Genomic DNA, 14,882 nt, shown 5'->3' on the forward strand with positions numbered 1-14,882 from the left:
TTTCAAAATAAAAGAAAACCCCTTTGCCAAATGGCAAAGAGGTTATTGTTTACTCCTCCGGCTGACCGTAAAGCTCTTCCAAAGGTTTTGTGATGATTCGGCTGATATCGTTGATTGCAATGTTCAGACGCTGTTCGTGTTCCATCAATTTCGCAATCTGTTCGTCCTGCTGAACGACTTGGACTACGCTTTGTGCCTTTTGAACTTCTTCTTCTGTAATTTCTTGTCCTTGCATTTGCTTTTGCTGCAATTCAAGCTGGATGTTACGGAAGTTTTCGAACATCTCTTTGGAAGATGGATCGTTCATTACCGTATCATAAGCGGCTTTCAAGCCTTTGAATTCTTCACTTTCACGGATTGCTTTTTCTAGTTCATACGCATGATCGTACATATTAGCCATGGGTACGTACCTCCTCATTTTTACTCAAGTTCCACTATAACAAACCGATAGAGCGCTGTATAGTTCGAGCTATCAGATAAAGAGTGCGATAATTCCTTGAACGATTCCAATGATACCTCCCAAAAGGAAGCCGAGATATGTAATCAGCTTGAATTCCTTGTTGGAGATAGCCAAGACTAGTTCTTCGACTCGTTCCAGAGGGAAGCCGGATACTTCTTTTTCAACCATTTTGGCCAGCTCCAGCTGTTCCATGATGACCGGAATCTGCTCAGAGAGACGTTGAAGGACTTGTCCCACCAGTCGAGTCAATTTCTTCTCAATTACATCGTCTTGTAGATCTTTCATATACACTTGTATCGGTGTGTCTAGCATCTCATCAAATGGTATCGACTTCCTGACTACTTGCTGGATCACCTCGTCTAGCGTATCTTGGCCGATTGATTCGGTCACTTGGCCTACTTTCTTGTTCATCAATTTATTCAGCTCATCTGCAAGCAGCTGATGCAGCCAGCGACGTGTGCCTTCTGCACCGACTGATTCTATAATAACAGGCTGAATCTTATCGACAGCACTGCTAGGATCCATAAAGGAGGACAGCATACTCCCAAGAAAACCTCTGCCTTGCAGAAAGCTTTGGACAAGATCCTGTATTTTCCGCCTTCCATCATAGCTATCCACATAAGTTACGAGCATCTGCTGAATATGTGAAGCGGCTTTATCTGCTGCAGCTTCTGTCCTTTGTTTTAATTCGTCTGGAAGCAGGCTGCCTAGTTCCTTCTCTGACTGTTTTTCCAGCTGTGTTTTTAATAATGACGCAGTCTTTGTATGAAGATCATCTGCCGCCACAGTTATATTCAAATCAGACAACAGCTGCCGAGGTGTTCGCTCCGAACGAAGAAATCGAAACAATTCGCGCTTCGCCCACGTATTGACCTTCATTTGAAAGTTATCATCAATCAATCTTGCTTGCATGCCCTTTGGGGTGAGTAAATGATCAACAACCGTTTTTCCGAGCGAACGTGCCAAGTCACTCCTGCGTTTAGGAATTAATCCAGGGGTAAATGGGAGCCGCCATTTACCTATATATATAGCACGATGGGGCTTAAACAGCATCTTTATCGCCAAGTGATTCGTGATACCGCCAATCAAGGCACCAATAAGCGCCATGGATAAAATCAACCAAATATCTCCACTATTCATGTTGTATCGACCTTTCTGTTTACTTGGGTTTTAGTATAATACAATTAACACCAATTACAAAGAAACAGATTGGATAGGAGAAGTGCGTATGCTGGAGGAACTGGAAAAACTATTTTCGGGTATCAAAACGGCAGCCAGCCTTAATGGACTCGATATGAAAACACATCATTGGTTTCGATTGGAGGATGGCGAGATTATCGGTTTGCCCGCCAATCAGCTGAACGAACGCGAGCTTGCCTTACTTCATCATATTGGTTCACCAATTACTATACCAACTGGAAGCAGTACAGATACAGCCTGGGATCAGCTGCTTCACGGTGAAAACATGACGACTGAATTAACTGAGAATCCATTATATGATTTCGGCTGCCGCTTCATCTTCTTTACCATAGAAGGGCATGTTAAACCAGAGGTGTTCAGGGAAGCAATGGATAGTCTGACCGATCATCCGCTTGCATGTCTGTGGTTCACGAAACAGACAGGCTTGCTGGTTGAAAGCCGTCATGCCGAATCTATCTTATATGAAGAAATTGTCGACATGCTTATGTATGATTTATCTGTCCCGCTCCGACTATTTGTAAGTCCTTGGCTGCATTCTGTAAAGGACGCATCAGAACAATATGAATGGCTACTTAAAGCGTACAGACAGGTTCCTTCCCATTCAGCCAAACATGTGCTGTATTTCCACGATGCTGTACCGCAGTTGCTCAGTATACTGCTGCCGGAGACCGACCGAAAGTACATCACGCATCACATCCTTCAAGGGTTGAATAAGGATGAAGAACTGCTGCGTACAGTTCGTATGTATTTCTCTTGCAATCAAAATCTCACTCTTACAGCGAAAAAGCTGTACATACACCGCAATAGCTTGAATTATCGTTTGGAAAAACTAACAGAGAAAACTGGTCTCGACATTCGGAAATTCCAGGATGCTTTTGCGCTTTATTTGGCGCTTCATAACCTTCCATAAAGAAAGAGGCACCGAAACGGTGCCTCTCTTGCCATCGATATGAAATTAGAATTGACCTCCGCCAAGCTGAGACTGTGCAGAAGCTACAAGACGTTTTGTGATCTCTCCACCAACAGAACCGTTAGCACGGGAAGTTTCGTTACCGCCTAGAGAAACACCGAATTCTTGTGCGATTTCGTATTTCATTTGATCAATTGCTTGTTGTACGCCTGGTACTACCAAATCGTTTGTGTTTGCCATGTTTGTTCACCTCCTATGCCTATAGTTTGGGCAAGAAGGCGCTTTTTATCACGCTTAGTTATTGGAACTGCTGGTCAAACATGGTAATCACTTCGGATAGGTCATTTCCTCAGGTTTAATATACGAATCGAATTGTTCTTCAGTCAGCAACCCGCTAGCAATTGCTGCTTCTTTTAGTGTTGTATTTTCAGCAAATGCTGTTTTAGCAATCTTAGCAGCATTTTCATAACCGATATGCGGATTTAAAGCTGTAACAAGCATTAAGGAATCCTGAAGATTCTTTGCAATCTTTTCTCGGTTCGGTTCAATCCCAACAGCACAGCGATCATTGAAGGACAGCATACTATCGGCTAAAAGCTGCGCAGATTGAATGAAGTTATAAGCAATAACCGGTTTAAAAACATTCAACTCGAAATTCCCTTGGCTTGCTGCAAATCCAATTGCAGCATCATTTCCCATTACTTGAACTGCTACCATAGTAACTGCTTCGCTCTGGGTAGGATTGACTTTACCAGGCATAATGGAGCTGCCAGGTTCGTTAGCTGGAATCTCAATTTCACCAATTCCACAGCGTGGTCCGCTTGCCAGCCAGCGCACATCATTGGCGATCTTCATCATATCTGCAGCAAGACCCTTCAGCGCACCATGTGCATATACGATCTCATCATGACTTGTCAGAGCATGAAACTTATTCACTGCTGAACTGAATTCTTTACCAGTAGCCTCGGATAGTTCCTGACAAACCTTCTCAGAGAAATCAGGATGAGCATTCAAGCCTGTTCCGACTGCTGTTCCGCCAATTGCCAGCTCCTGAACAAAGGGGATGCTTGTCCTAATCATCTGTTCCGATTTTTCCAGCATACGATGCCAGCCACTAATTTCCTGGCCGAGCGTAAGTGGTGTTGCGTCCTGTAAATGAGTACGACCTATTTTCACGATATCATGATACGCATCGGACTTCTCCTTCAGTGTTGTTTTAAGCTGATCCAAAGCAGGCAATACCACATCTTCCAGCTGTGTAACAGCAGCTATATGTAGAGCTGTCGGGTAAGTGTCATTGGAGCTTTGAGACTTGTTTACATCATCATTAGGATGCAAACGCACTTCTTTCCCTTGTTCCTCAAGCCACTTGTTTCCGACAAAGGCGATAACTTCATTAACATTCATATTCGATTGTGTCCCACTGCCTGTCTGCCAGACAACTAGCGGAAAATGATCATCCAGCTCACCGCTTGTAATTCGATCTGCGGCATAGCCGATAGCTTCACTTTTATCTTTTTCCAGCAAACCTAAATCATGATTGGCTTTTGCAGCACTTTTCTTAAGCAAAGCGAAAGCGTATACAATTTCTTTCGGCATTCTTTCTGAACCAATCGGAAAATTCTCTCTGCTGCGCTGAGTTTGCGCTCCCCAAAACTTGTCTGCAGGTACCTGAATTTCACCAATTGTATCTTTCTCTACACGAAATTCCATTTTACTTCCCCTCTCCAAAGTCTTCATTTGATAAGGCATCTTTATTGTAACAAATAATCTCCTCTTTTGCGGCTATCATCTTTGCAAGGTTGGCCATCTTTTCATTTTTGAAAAAATTTAATAATTTCGCTACCTTTCCTGTTTACAATATGTTAGAATCGAGTTGAGTTAATAATCAATCAATTTGGTTCGTGCAGCATCTATAAGCACATCTGAACAAGTAAGTCTTTGGCATACTAGTTATGCCGCTAAATCTGTATGTGACCTCCCATCACATAAATTGGAGCCACTGCCCATTAGGACAGTGGCTCTTTTTCAGCTCTTAAGATCAGACTCCATTTGGAAGTGTTCTTCCAACGTTGTATCTTCTTCATATATTTGCTTCGCCAAATCTTTTCCAACATAACGGATATGCCACGGCTCATAGCTGTATCCGGTAATGTCGGATTTTCCTTCCGGGTATCGAATAATATAACCATATTCATGTGCATGTTCCGCCAGCCATTTTCCTTCATCTGTTTCGATGAACGTTTCCTCCAGCGCTAATGCCATCTCTGCAGATGTCAAATCAATAGCAAGCCCTGTTTGATGCTCACTCCGGCCAGGTCTGGACGATACTTTATCCGTTTCTTCCTGCCCTTGGGTCGCTACGTTATTCTCATAAATCTCTTTTTGTCTTGCTTCCGATCGGTACCCGCTTGCAGCTACCAGTTCCATCCCGTCCTTCTGGGAAGCTGCGAACAAATCTTCCAATGCTTCAGCTGCTTCTTTACGCATTTTCCGCTTCTCTAGATGCTCACTGAAGTAAAACGCTACATCTGGCTCTACTAGGTCCTTCGGTTCCCAGCCATCCGGAAACTTTCTGGTTTTGTTTACGACAACTTCGATACTATCCGGATTATCAACCGTCACGGGTTTCTCGATTGAGCCTACCACATCTTCCGCTTCTTCCTGATGCTGATTAGGCTTTGTCTCAGCTGTCTGCTCCTCAGCAGCAGTATCTTCTTCTTGCAACTGTTCTGCCTGCTGGTTCTCCGTCTGCTTATCAGCAGTCTTATTTTCATTTGTGTCTTGATTCTGGCTTGTTTGCTGGTTTTGACATCCAGCTGCAACTAACACAGCGCTAAGCGCAGCAAACAGCATCAAACGCTTCATTTCTAAAATCTCCTCTTCGTTCATGTAGTTTTGAGGATATTATAGCATAGGTGCCAATTTTTTTCGCACGTAAAAAGACCTGCCTTGTCCCATGACAAAACAGATCCTGTAAATTTTTTTGTTATTCGAAAGTATAGGGGCGGTAAGCTGCACTTAACTCCTTGAATCGTTCCGCGTCTTTTTGGTCAATACACTCATTGATTTGGGCTTCCAGTCTATTCTTGTTCCAGGTAAAATAAAATTCATCCAGCATAAGTCTTGTGGCCAGCTTCACTTCAAACGAAATCTCCCGTTTAGCAGTAACATAAGCACGCTTCCTCTTCGTTCTTTGCAGACGATAGACAACTTTATGCTTTTTCATGGAACGATTCCCCCTGGTTCCTTTTTTCCATTATGCTGGATTCACATTAACTTTGCAACAATTTTCTGATTTGTTCGTTAAATTAATGTAAATGCGGAATAGGGTGATGCTTTTGATCATCCGGATCTGGCGGTTTAACAAACTTCAATGTGAGTAAAGCTGCAATAAAGGCAGCACCTGCAAATGTAACGATCAGCCAGATAAAATCTACTTTTAATAAAATGGCAACTGCAGGCGGTCCAGCGGCAACGCCGACATAACGCATTGCACTTAATAATGATGTGATTGTTCCGCGGACATCCTTTTCCATATTGCTTGTAACCAACGAATCCAAGCAAGGCAGTCCCGCTCCGATTCCTACACCGGCAACAAGGAATACTGCCATCATGAAGAAAATTCCTTTTGAGAAATAGAGTGCGATAGTTACGACACCCGCAACAACTACTCCTGTAAAAATAATCCATTTCATCAGTTTACCGTTGTTTTTAATCCATTTACCCGTCAAATAAGATGCTAGGCACAAAGCTGCAAGCGGTATGGCTAAAACCGCTCCCTTCAGTATGCCGTGCATACCATACTTTTCTTCCAACACTGTACTCAAGTAGAATAGGATGCCGAAAAGAAGAAACATAAGAATGGCACCGATCAGGAAGGTGGCTGTCAGCCAGCCGCCATGTTCATGGAAAGTTGCCTTCGTGTTCTTCATAAATGTCTTGAAATCATTACCCTTTTTATCGTCTTTAGGCTTTTTGATAAGGAATAGGACCAATAAGAAGGAAATCGCACAAAAAACAGGGATTGCGTAAAACGGCAAATACCAAAGAAACCCCGCAAGCAGCGCTCCGAGCACAGGACTTAACACTTTCCCGAAAGTATTGGCCGTTTCGACGAGACCAAGTGTGGCACTTACATCTTCCTCTTTTTCGAACATATCGCCAACTAGCGGGAGCACAACTGGTGCTGCACCTGCAACACCTATCCCTTGAAGAATCCTTCCAATTAGGATCCAAAGGTAAGGACTTTCACTACCGACTGAGAATATCCCGGCTATCAGTCCACCGGCTCCAGCAATGACCAGCGAGGGCAGAATTACTGCTTTTCGTCCAAATCGATCTGATAGAAAGCCAGCAATCGGAATGAATATGATGGCTACAATGGAATAGAATGTAATGATAAAACTTGATTGCAGTTTCGTTATATCCAATTCCTCTTCCATCAACGGAAGCACAGGCAGCAGCATGCTGTTCCCAAGTGTCATTATCAAGGGAATGGAAGCCAAAGCTATAATTGCCCCGCGCATTTCCTTTGGTGAGTTACCTGATGATGTATTCTTTTCACCCATATGTCGTCTCCTGCCTTTCACATACTACTTTCATTTTTTGCAAAGCAGGAGGTTTTTATCCAATGAAAAAATCCCAGACTTATCTGGGATTAATTTGCCTGCTGCAGCAGGGCTGGAATATCTGCATAAGTCCAATAACAATTGCGCCAGCCTTGTTCTCGGGCCAGCTTCTCGAAGTTCTCTGCGTCGCTTCCGTAAAAACGGATGATCGCTCGTTCGGGCGTCTCTGCCTCGGGGCCGATCACGATATCCAGTTCCTTGTAAAACCGTACCCCTTCCAAGCTGCCTTCAATAATGATCTTTTCCTGGCTCATTTTTTTCAACCCCTTCGTATAATGATCAAACAGAAGAATATAATGTACTATCTTGTACCCATTCTGGACACGCACTAACCGTTCCTGCTCCAGAATTAGATCGGAGGAAACTTTACATATGGGCCAGTACGATAATCTGAAAGCTGGTGAGAAAGGAGCTTTGCTTAGCATCGCAGCTTATTTGCTGTTATCCTTTATCAAATTGCTTGTCGCCTACATTGGAGATTCAGATGCCTTGCTTGCCGACGGGCTGAACAATACAACGGATGTCGTAGCCTCTGTTGCCGTGCTGGTCGGACTGCGCATCTCCCGCAAACCGCCTGACCCCGACCATAGATATGGGCATTTCCGAGCGGAGACCATTGCATCACTTGTTGCTGCTTTTATTATGATCTCGGTTGGACTTCATGTCTTATTCGATACACTTGAGCGTTTAATGGAGCCAGATTATGTCCAGCCTGATATGCTGACAGGTTGGACTGCCTTAGGATCAGCTTTCGTTATGATGCTGGTATACCGTTACAACTATGCCCTGGCCAAACGAATTCAAAGTCCTGCCCTTATGGCTGCTGCACAAGATAATCGTTCTGACGGAATGGTCAGTATAGGTGCTTTCGTCGGAATCTTCGGGGCTCAGTTCGGCTATTATTGGCTTGATCCGCTGGCAGGATTCGTCGTTGGAATATTGATCTGTAAGACAGCATGGGATATTTTCTATGATGCAACGTATGCGCTTACCGATGGTTATGATGTGGACAGGTTATTGAAGATCCGTCACAGTATTCTCGAGGATAAAGATGTTCTGGAGGTAGTCGAAATCAAAGCAAGACTGCACGGCAATCAATCACTCGTTGATGTCATCATCCGGGTGGATGCATCCCTCAATGTGAAAGAAAGCCATGCCATCACGGAAAGATTGGAAAAGCTCCTCACCAAGAAGCATGACATCTTTCATACTTTTATCCATATTGAGCCATAGAAAAAAGCCTATACCAAGCGTGGTATAGGCTTCTCTTTATTCTTCGTCTTGATTTGTCAGGATGACTGGTCCATCTTTTGTGATAACGATTGTATGTTCATATTGAGCAGACAAAGAACCGTCCACCGTTCGAGCAGTCCAATTATTATCATCCATCTGGCTGCCCCATTCGCCGATATTAAGCATCGGCTCGATTGTTATGACCATACCTTCTTTCAAACGAGGTCCTTTATTAGGCAAACCGAAATGAGGAATATGCGGTTCTTCATGGATAGTTGGTCCAATTCCGTGTCCTGTGAAATCACGTACAACAGAATAGCCTTCTGCTTCTGCAAATTGTTGAATTGCATGGCCGATATCACCAATTCTGGCGCCAGGTTGTGCTTTTTCAATTCCTTTGTACAAAGATTCCTTTGTTACTTCCAGCAAACGCTGTGCTGCTTCACTGATTTCGCCGACACCATAAGTCCAAGCAGAATCAGCCAGACCTCCATTTAAGTTAACAACCATATCGATTGTTACAATATCTCCATTTTTCAATGGCTCATTTCTTGGGAATCCGTGGCAGATTTCATCGTTGAGAGAAGCACAAGTTGCAAATGCATAGCCATTGTAGCCCTTCTGCTCAGCTGTTGCGCCATGCTTGGCCAAGTAATCTTCCACGAATGAATCGATTTCCATTGTTGTGATTCCTGGCTTGATCATGTTACGAATTTCTTTATGAATATCGGCAAGCAGCTGACCCGCTGCCCGCATCATTTCTATCTCACGCTCACTTTTGCGATTAATCATTTGTTTCTCTTCCTTTCTGACGGCAAAGCTTACTTTTCCACTATAGAGTGTATCATATTATGCCAAATCGTTTAAATCGTTACGCTGTTTACTTTATTCAATCCAACGGTTCATTGTCCTTTATATTAGAATGGTTGGCAATCAGCAAAGCAAATACAAGCAAGACTATCGCCAACGCATACAGAAGGATAGTGAGAGGATTTTCGTGGTCAATGATAATGAGCCGAATGATTGCTGTAATTCCTATGTAGATAAAATAGCGAAGGGGAAAATGGTAGTCATGCGTAAAGTACTTGATGATTAAACTGATGAACTCGAAATAGAGAAAATAGACGATGATACCTTCCGCCAAATAAAAATAGCCTACCTCTTCATTACGGATAAGCAGTACATCAAAAATGAATACTGTTTTCTTTAACAGAAAGACCACAAGGATCATCGCAAGGATGGTCAAAGTGATATTTAATATCGTTTGCAGAAATCCAGCGATAAACGCCGTTTTCTTTTGCAGTTCCCGCATTTTTCACCCTCCTATGCTTGTCTTAAATATACTGGTGTTAGCAAAATTATATGCGTCGAAGGTATAGGCTTTTTTTATACAAGATACCCTTGAATAATTGGAAAGGAAAGGCCAGAATGGAAGTAACATACAAGGAGGTCATGCAGTGATTCAAATCGATCATGTACATAAGCAATATGGAAATAAGAAGGCTGTGAGCGACGTGAGTCTGACAGTCCCTACCGGAAAGATATTCGGTTTTCTGGGACCAAATGGTGCAGGTAAGTCCACTACGATTAAAATGGTGACTGGTATCCTGCCAGTTGATTCAGGAACAATCACCGTTAATGGGAAGGACATCACGTCGGATACAATCGCTGCAAAACAGGAATTCGGCTACGTTCCGGATAGTCCAGATCTATTTCTACGGCTAAAAGGCTTGGATTATCTTCATTTCCTAAGTGATATTTATGGGATTGCCGCCGATGTGAGAGAAGCAAGAATTGAGGAATACAGCAAGATGTTCAGTATCTACGAAGCATTAGGAGATCAGATTAAAACATATTCGCATGGAATGCGGCAGAAGCTGTTTATAACCGGAATGCTCGTACAGCAGCCATCTGTCTGGATTCTGGATGAGCCAATGACTGGATTAGATCCGAAATCTTCTTATCAACTGAAGGAACTAATGCGAAATCATGCTGCGAACGGCCATACGGTCTTTTTCTCCTCTCATGTGTTAGAGGTTGTGGAACAGCTTTGTGATGAAGTGGCCATTATTCGTAAGGGTGAGCTTCTTTTCCAAGGTACTTTAACGGAAATGAGGGAGAAATTCCAATCAGATGATAGCTTGGAGCATATTTTCCTGGAGCTGACTCAGGATGCATAAGCCGATCCGCTCGCTCATCCGCATTCAGCTGAAAATGCAGTATGCCAACGTATTCCAGAAACCTAGTGTAGTTATCGGTTTGGTATTCGGGATAATCGGACTCCTTTTTCTAGGCATGATGTTCGGCGGGTATATGCTGCAAATCATTGATGTTATGTACGGCTTGCTGGAACCGTCGGGTAATACCAATGTGATATTAGGGTCGTTATTCTTGATGAATTTCTTCCTCATTTTCATCCTATCGTTGATGCTGATCATGAATACGTTCTATTTCACGGAGGATATTACGTCATTCCTTCATCTGCCTGTCCATTCTTACCAGCTGCTTATCGCCAAATCGCTGAATCCGCTGATTTATGTTTATTTGCTTACAGCGGCCATGTATTTACCTGTCAGTATTTACTATGGCATATTAAGTGGTGCTGATTTGATGTATTACGTCTTTGTTCTTCTCCTCTTCCTCCTGATTCCGACCATACCTTATGCTTTGGCAGCTGCTGTGGTCATGTTCGCTATGCAGTTCGTCAATAAAGGAAAGAACAAAGATAGAAGTAAGGTCATCGGCGGTATTATTGGATTTGTTTTAATCATCTTATTAAATGTCGTCTTACGGTTACAGCAAGATCCAGAGCAAATTGCTCAGGTAATTGCAGACAGTGCTGAAAAAGGCGGACTGCTGCAGATGGCCACACTGTATTACCCACTTGCATCGCTGATGTCACATATACTTACAAGTCCAGGCACCTGGCAAAGCCTGCTGTACTTTTTCATCGTATTGCTGCTTGCACTTTTTGCGGGGCTGATATTCTTTGCAGCTGCACAGAAATTTTATTTGAAAGGTGCATTAGGCCTTAATACTGGTACAGGAAAAGTATACAGTGGCAAAGGTCTGCACCGAAAACCAAGGTCGATTATCAGTACATACCGCGCAAAAGAATTACAGACTATCTTCCGGACACCGACATTCTTCCTGCAATGTGTCGCTGGCGCTTTTGTCATGCCTGCACTATTGATCGTTATCTTTTTCATGGGGGATTTCGCTTCTGCTACAACCATGATTGAAGGAATAAGCGGCAGCATGTTATTTGTGGTCATCCTTTTCGCGAATGTCTTCTCGGTCGGACTAAACCCGATCAGCATCGTCAGCTTCTCCAAAGATGGGCAGAGCTGGGAAGCACATCTATTTCTGCCATTAACCATGCGGCAGATTGTCCTTTCCAAGCTGCAAGCTGCGTTCCTGATCAATTTGCTCCCGCTTACCGTTTTATTTGTGATAGCTGTGCCTGTGATACAGATGAATCTATGGGAAGCCTTGCTATGGGTGATCATTGCATTGTTTGTTAATGCGGCGGTCACAGTCATCGGAATGGTCAGCGATTTACTTTATCCGAAGCTTGGCTGGACAGAAGAGACAGAGCTATTTCAGAACAGGCTGGCAAATCTAATCTCCATTGTAATTTCAGCAGGGGCATTCGCTTTCCTGTTAGCTTTGCTGCTCATCCTGAAAATGTCGATGGTCGTTTCGTTTATTGTCACCTTGCTTTACATCAGTGCGATGATTGTTCTCTTACTCTATATTGTCAGTAGGCTGCTGAAGACTGCCGACCGAACAAGTCTCTCCAGATAAAAAGAAGCTTTGCACGATTTGTGCAAAGCTTCTTCATTTATAAATTAATAGCCGTAACCGTAATCGTTGCCACCTACATAAGATGAACCGACAATGATTAAAAGGATGAATAATACAACCAAAAATGCGAAGCCGAAGCCTCCCTCATTCCCTTTAGACATTTTACTTCCCCCTTTTCTTACAGGATAATGCATTGTATGTGCAGAACCCAAAAAGGAAAGGGCGCATACCTAAACTACTTAAACAAAATCCTTCACTGCATAACGTTTCCCGTTTTCGATTTCACTTCCAGTTAGGACATCGGCTAGTACACCCGCGACAAACATCGGATCCCTAAGCGACTTGTTCTTTACATAATCCTTGAACTTCTGTACGTCTTGGAATTGTTCCGGTTCGCTTGAACGTATATCTGCCTGCATATCCGTGTCCATGATGCCGGGATTATAAGCGATAGCGATATTATTGGTACCAGCTTCTGCCTCTTCAAGAGCTACTGTTTCCGTGTAGCGGTTCAGACCAGCTTTCGATGTACTATAAGCACTCCAGCCATGCACAGAGCGTTCCGCTGCACCGGAAGTAACATTTACGATAACAAGCGGGATGTTATGCGTTTTAGCATATTTCAAAAAAATGGAGCACGCCAGCATCGGCGCAGTTAAATTGATGGCCATATGCGCTTCCCATTCGGCTAGACTGTATGCATCAGCAGTAGCAATCGGGCCAACCACACCTGCATTGTTAATCAAGTAGACAGTATCATCGGCTTTTGTGAAAATGTCTGCTGCCAATTCCTCAAAAGCCTTCGCACAAGCAGCTGTATCCTGTAAGTCACCATAACGGTATGTATAACTGGCATTATCCTTTCCTTCATAAGAAGGCAGATTGTCACTATTCTTCCTTGCAACTCCAATTACTTGAATTCCTTTTTCCATCATTTGCTTGGCGATTGCTTCCCCTAACCCGCGAGAAGCCCCTGTCACTACTGCTGTTTTCATTTTCTCTCCTCCAATTCCTCTAATATAGCTGGGATTTCTGCATAGATACTGACGATTTCTTTTATCGGCATTCGTACCAGTCCGCTTGAAGACGGCGCAACAAATTCTATTACATCTTGCGTCACCGAAGACTCCTGAATTCCCCAGCCTGTCTGTTTCACCTTACTGTATTGTTGGTAAACACCTTTGCCGACAAAACAAGCCACTTGCGGACGATAACAAGCCAGTTTCTCACGAAGCAGCTGCGCCCCTTCTATGTATTCTTCCTTGGTTATATCTGCTGCAGCCTTAGTCGGCCTTGCCACTATATTCGTAAATCCTATTCCCTTACCTAGCAGATCCTGATCTTCAAAAGGTTCACATTTCCGTTCAGTAATGCCTGCTTGATACAGGATATTCCAGAAACGGTTATTCCGATTTGCGTAGTGATGACCAGTTTCGCTTGAGCGTACACTCGGATTAAACCCGATGAACAAAAGTCGCAGTCCTTTTTCTATATGATCTGGTATTGGTTCAAGTCCCATTTCAGCACCTCCGCTCTTCTTACATTGTAGCTTGAGGGTCCTAAAGACGCAAAAAAAGCACAGTTTCAGCTGTGCTTTTCTCAGTTTTCGATATAAATTGCTTGGCTGCCAAGCTGCTCCCAAGCCTTTTCGAAATTTTCCCGGTCCACTTCCTGATCTTTCTGGCCATATGGATTATTGACGAATACAGTATCTTCTGTATAACCTGTGACTGCAACGCTATGAACACTGTAGGTTACGTCTACCTCTCCATTTGGTGTGTCCCATGTTTCCATGTCATTAACCGGAGCCAGATTTGCAGTTGTAATGATCCAGACTGGATTGCCATTGTCCAATGGTTTGTAAATAGCATCCTCGACCGATTTCCCAGTCATATCGACTGCTTTATCACCGGCTACTTCTTTTGCTACATCCATGACTGGCCCATGATAAACGCCAAGTCCTGGTCCATTCGGCATGTCTCCGACAAACCCCTCATTTGGATCGCCATGAAGACCGTTGTCATAATTCAGCGGAACGTTTGCAATTTGATCGGCCAAGTCATTCTTTGTCACATCGTATCCTGCATACAGCAGGACCATCGCCAAGCTCGTTACCTCACAGCCATTATATAATCGTGGTGCATCCATTTGATTGAGCAGCGGTACATCCAACGGACCTTCCTCTACAGCTGATATCTGTGGTGTATCTTCTTTTTTTGTAACCTCTGTTTTTCTTGTAGCAGTCCCTGATTCCGCCCGTAAATCATCCGCACGGTTCTGGTAAGTAAGAACTGCCAAGACAAGAGTAATTGCTGCCATGCTCACTAAGATTGCTACATATATATTCTTCATACATTTCTCTCCAATTTGATGGCTAGTTAGAAATCATGACACTAATTATAAAGTAGCCAAGCTAACGATTACAATACACATGATTATTTTAATAAGATTTAGGACAAATGCCATACTAATCAGGAGGTGATTGGAAATGAGCAGAAAAAAAAGCCAGAATGAAAAAGCGGCTACTAGTGTAAATAGACAAGGATTGACTGAAGACGCAGCAAATCAGGAACCGAAAAGCCAGCTGGAGCAGCGTGCTAAAAAGAAGAACACGAAGATATAAGAAAAACAGCCTCACTAG

At 43.3% G+C, this 14,882-nt stretch carries 19 protein-coding genes; 5 read left to right on the top strand and 14 right to left on the bottom strand.

Annotation, left to right across the window (positions count from 1 at the left end; all coding sequences use genetic code 11):
• Positions 1 to 49: 49 nt before the first annotated feature.
• Both AE2B122_RS13200 and AE2B122_RS13205 read right to left on the bottom strand, forming a co-directional pair.
• Positions 50 to 400, bottom strand: a complete 351-nt coding sequence (locus tag AE2B122_RS13200) for a YlbF family regulator (protein WP_175074380.1) — start codon at positions 398 to 400, stop codon at positions 50 to 52.
• Positions 401 to 472: 72 nt separating this feature from the next.
• A complete protein-coding gene (locus tag AE2B122_RS13205; RefSeq protein WP_175074381.1) occupies positions 473 to 1,600 on the bottom strand; it encodes a DUF445 domain-containing protein in 1,128 nt (375 codons plus the stop codon).
• Positions 1,601 to 1,688: 88 nt separating this feature from the next.
• Between AE2B122_RS13205 and AE2B122_RS13210 the strand changes: the two genes are divergently transcribed.
• The gene (locus tag AE2B122_RS13210) at positions 1,689 to 2,570 is read left to right on the top strand and encodes a CdaR family transcriptional regulator (protein ID WP_095219528.1); all 882 of its coding nucleotides are present in this window, start codon (positions 1,689 to 1,691) and stop codon (positions 2,568 to 2,570) included.
• 45 nt (positions 2,571 to 2,615) lie between these two features.
• Here AE2B122_RS13210 and AE2B122_RS13215 read toward each other — a convergent pair whose 3' ends face one another.
• The 6 genes from AE2B122_RS13215 to AE2B122_RS13240 all read right to left on the bottom strand — a co-directional run bounded on the left by AE2B122_RS13215 (position 2,616) and on the right by AE2B122_RS13240 (position 7,530).
• Complete coding sequence (locus AE2B122_RS13215) at positions 2,616 to 2,810, bottom strand: alpha/beta-type small acid-soluble spore protein (RefSeq protein ID WP_095219529.1); 195 nt, start codon at positions 2,808 to 2,810, stop codon at positions 2,616 to 2,618.
• 87 nt (positions 2,811 to 2,897) lie between these two features.
• Positions 2,898 to 4,283, bottom strand: coding sequence for a class II fumarate hydratase (fumC, locus tag AE2B122_RS13220; RefSeq protein ID WP_095272992.1), 1,386 nt, complete (start codon positions 4,281 to 4,283; stop codon positions 2,898 to 2,900).
• 315 nt (positions 4,284 to 4,598) lie between these two features.
• Positions 4,599 to 5,438 (bottom strand): D-alanyl-D-alanine carboxypeptidase family protein, encoded by an 840-nt coding sequence (locus AE2B122_RS13225; protein ID WP_095272994.1) that lies wholly within the window; start codon positions 5,436 to 5,438, stop codon positions 4,599 to 4,601.
• Between the two features lie 121 nt (positions 5,439 to 5,559).
• Positions 5,560 to 5,799 carry an IDEAL domain-containing protein gene (locus AE2B122_RS13230; protein WP_095219532.1) on the bottom strand — a complete coding sequence of 80 codons (240 nt, stop codon included), beginning with the start codon at positions 5,797 to 5,799 and terminating at the stop codon, positions 5,560 to 5,562.
• An 82-nt stretch (positions 5,800 to 5,881) separates the two neighbouring features.
• Positions 5,882 to 7,141, bottom strand: a complete 1,260-nt coding sequence (locus AE2B122_RS13235; RefSeq protein ID WP_095272995.1) for an MFS transporter — start codon at positions 7,139 to 7,141, stop codon at positions 5,882 to 5,884.
• Positions 7,142 to 7,230: 89 nt separating this feature from the next.
• Complete coding sequence (locus AE2B122_RS13240; RefSeq protein ID WP_141230073.1) at positions 7,231 to 7,530, bottom strand: hypothetical protein; 300 nt, start codon at positions 7,528 to 7,530, stop codon at positions 7,231 to 7,233.
• Between the two features lie 43 nt (positions 7,531 to 7,573).
• Between AE2B122_RS13240 and AE2B122_RS13245 the strand changes: the two genes are divergently transcribed.
• Entirely contained in the window at positions 7,574 to 8,434 is an 861-nt protein-coding gene (locus AE2B122_RS13245) for a cation diffusion facilitator family transporter (protein ID WP_095219535.1), read from the top strand.
• Between the two features lie 36 nt (positions 8,435 to 8,470).
• Here AE2B122_RS13245 and map read toward each other — a convergent pair whose 3' ends face one another.
• Positions 8,471 to 9,226, bottom strand: coding sequence for a type I methionyl aminopeptidase (gene map, locus AE2B122_RS13250; protein ID WP_175074382.1), 756 nt, complete (start codon positions 9,224 to 9,226; stop codon positions 8,471 to 8,473).
• 97 nt (positions 9,227 to 9,323) lie between these two features.
• Entirely contained in the window at positions 9,324 to 9,746 is a 423-nt protein-coding gene (gene psiE / locus AE2B122_RS13255) for a phosphate-starvation-inducible protein PsiE (RefSeq protein WP_095219537.1), read from the bottom strand.
• Between the two features lie 145 nt (positions 9,747 to 9,891).
• Here psiE and AE2B122_RS13260 point away from each other — a divergent pair, with 145 nt between their 5' ends.
• Entirely contained in the window at positions 9,892 to 10,614 is a 723-nt protein-coding gene (locus tag AE2B122_RS13260; protein WP_095272180.1) for an ABC transporter ATP-binding protein, read from the top strand.
• A complete protein-coding gene (locus tag AE2B122_RS13265) occupies positions 10,607 to 12,241 on the top strand; it encodes a hypothetical protein (RefSeq protein ID WP_175074383.1) in 1,635 nt (544 codons plus the stop codon). The genes AE2B122_RS13260 and AE2B122_RS13265 overlap by 8 nt, the downstream gene beginning before the upstream one ends.
• A 44-nt stretch (positions 12,242 to 12,285) precedes the next feature.
• Here AE2B122_RS13265 and AE2B122_RS13270 read toward each other — a convergent pair whose 3' ends face one another.
• From AE2B122_RS13270 to AE2B122_RS13285, 4 genes are all read right to left on the bottom strand, one after another.
• Positions 12,286 to 12,402 (bottom strand): YjcZ family sporulation protein, encoded by a 117-nt coding sequence (locus AE2B122_RS13270; RefSeq protein WP_095219540.1) that lies wholly within the window; start codon positions 12,400 to 12,402, stop codon positions 12,286 to 12,288.
• Between the two features lie 78 nt (positions 12,403 to 12,480).
• Positions 12,481 to 13,236 carry an SDR family NAD(P)-dependent oxidoreductase gene (locus AE2B122_RS13275; protein WP_095219541.1) on the bottom strand — a complete coding sequence of 252 codons (756 nt, stop codon included), beginning with the start codon at positions 13,234 to 13,236 and terminating at the stop codon, positions 12,481 to 12,483.
• A complete protein-coding gene (locus tag AE2B122_RS13280) occupies positions 13,233 to 13,760 on the bottom strand; it encodes a mismatch-specific DNA-glycosylase (protein ID WP_095219542.1) in 528 nt (175 codons plus the stop codon). The genes AE2B122_RS13275 and AE2B122_RS13280 overlap by 4 nt, the downstream gene beginning before the upstream one ends.
• Before the next feature lie 80 nt (positions 13,761 to 13,840).
• A complete protein-coding gene (locus AE2B122_RS13285) occupies positions 13,841 to 14,593 on the bottom strand; it encodes a C39 family peptidase (protein ID WP_254593504.1) in 753 nt (250 codons plus the stop codon).
• A 136-nt stretch (positions 14,594 to 14,729) separates the two neighbouring features.
• Here AE2B122_RS13285 and AE2B122_RS13290 point away from each other — a divergent pair, with 136 nt between their 5' ends.
• A complete protein-coding gene (locus tag AE2B122_RS13290) occupies positions 14,730 to 14,864 on the top strand; it encodes a small, acid-soluble spore protein L (protein ID WP_141230074.1) in 135 nt (44 codons plus the stop codon).
• The last annotated feature ends 18 nt before the right edge of the window (positions 14,865 to 14,882 follow it).

Source organism: Terribacillus sp. AE2B 122 (assembly GCF_902497585.1).
Taxonomy (GTDB): Bacteria; Bacillota; Bacilli; order Bacillales; family Amphibacillaceae; genus Terribacillus; species Terribacillus saccharophilus_A.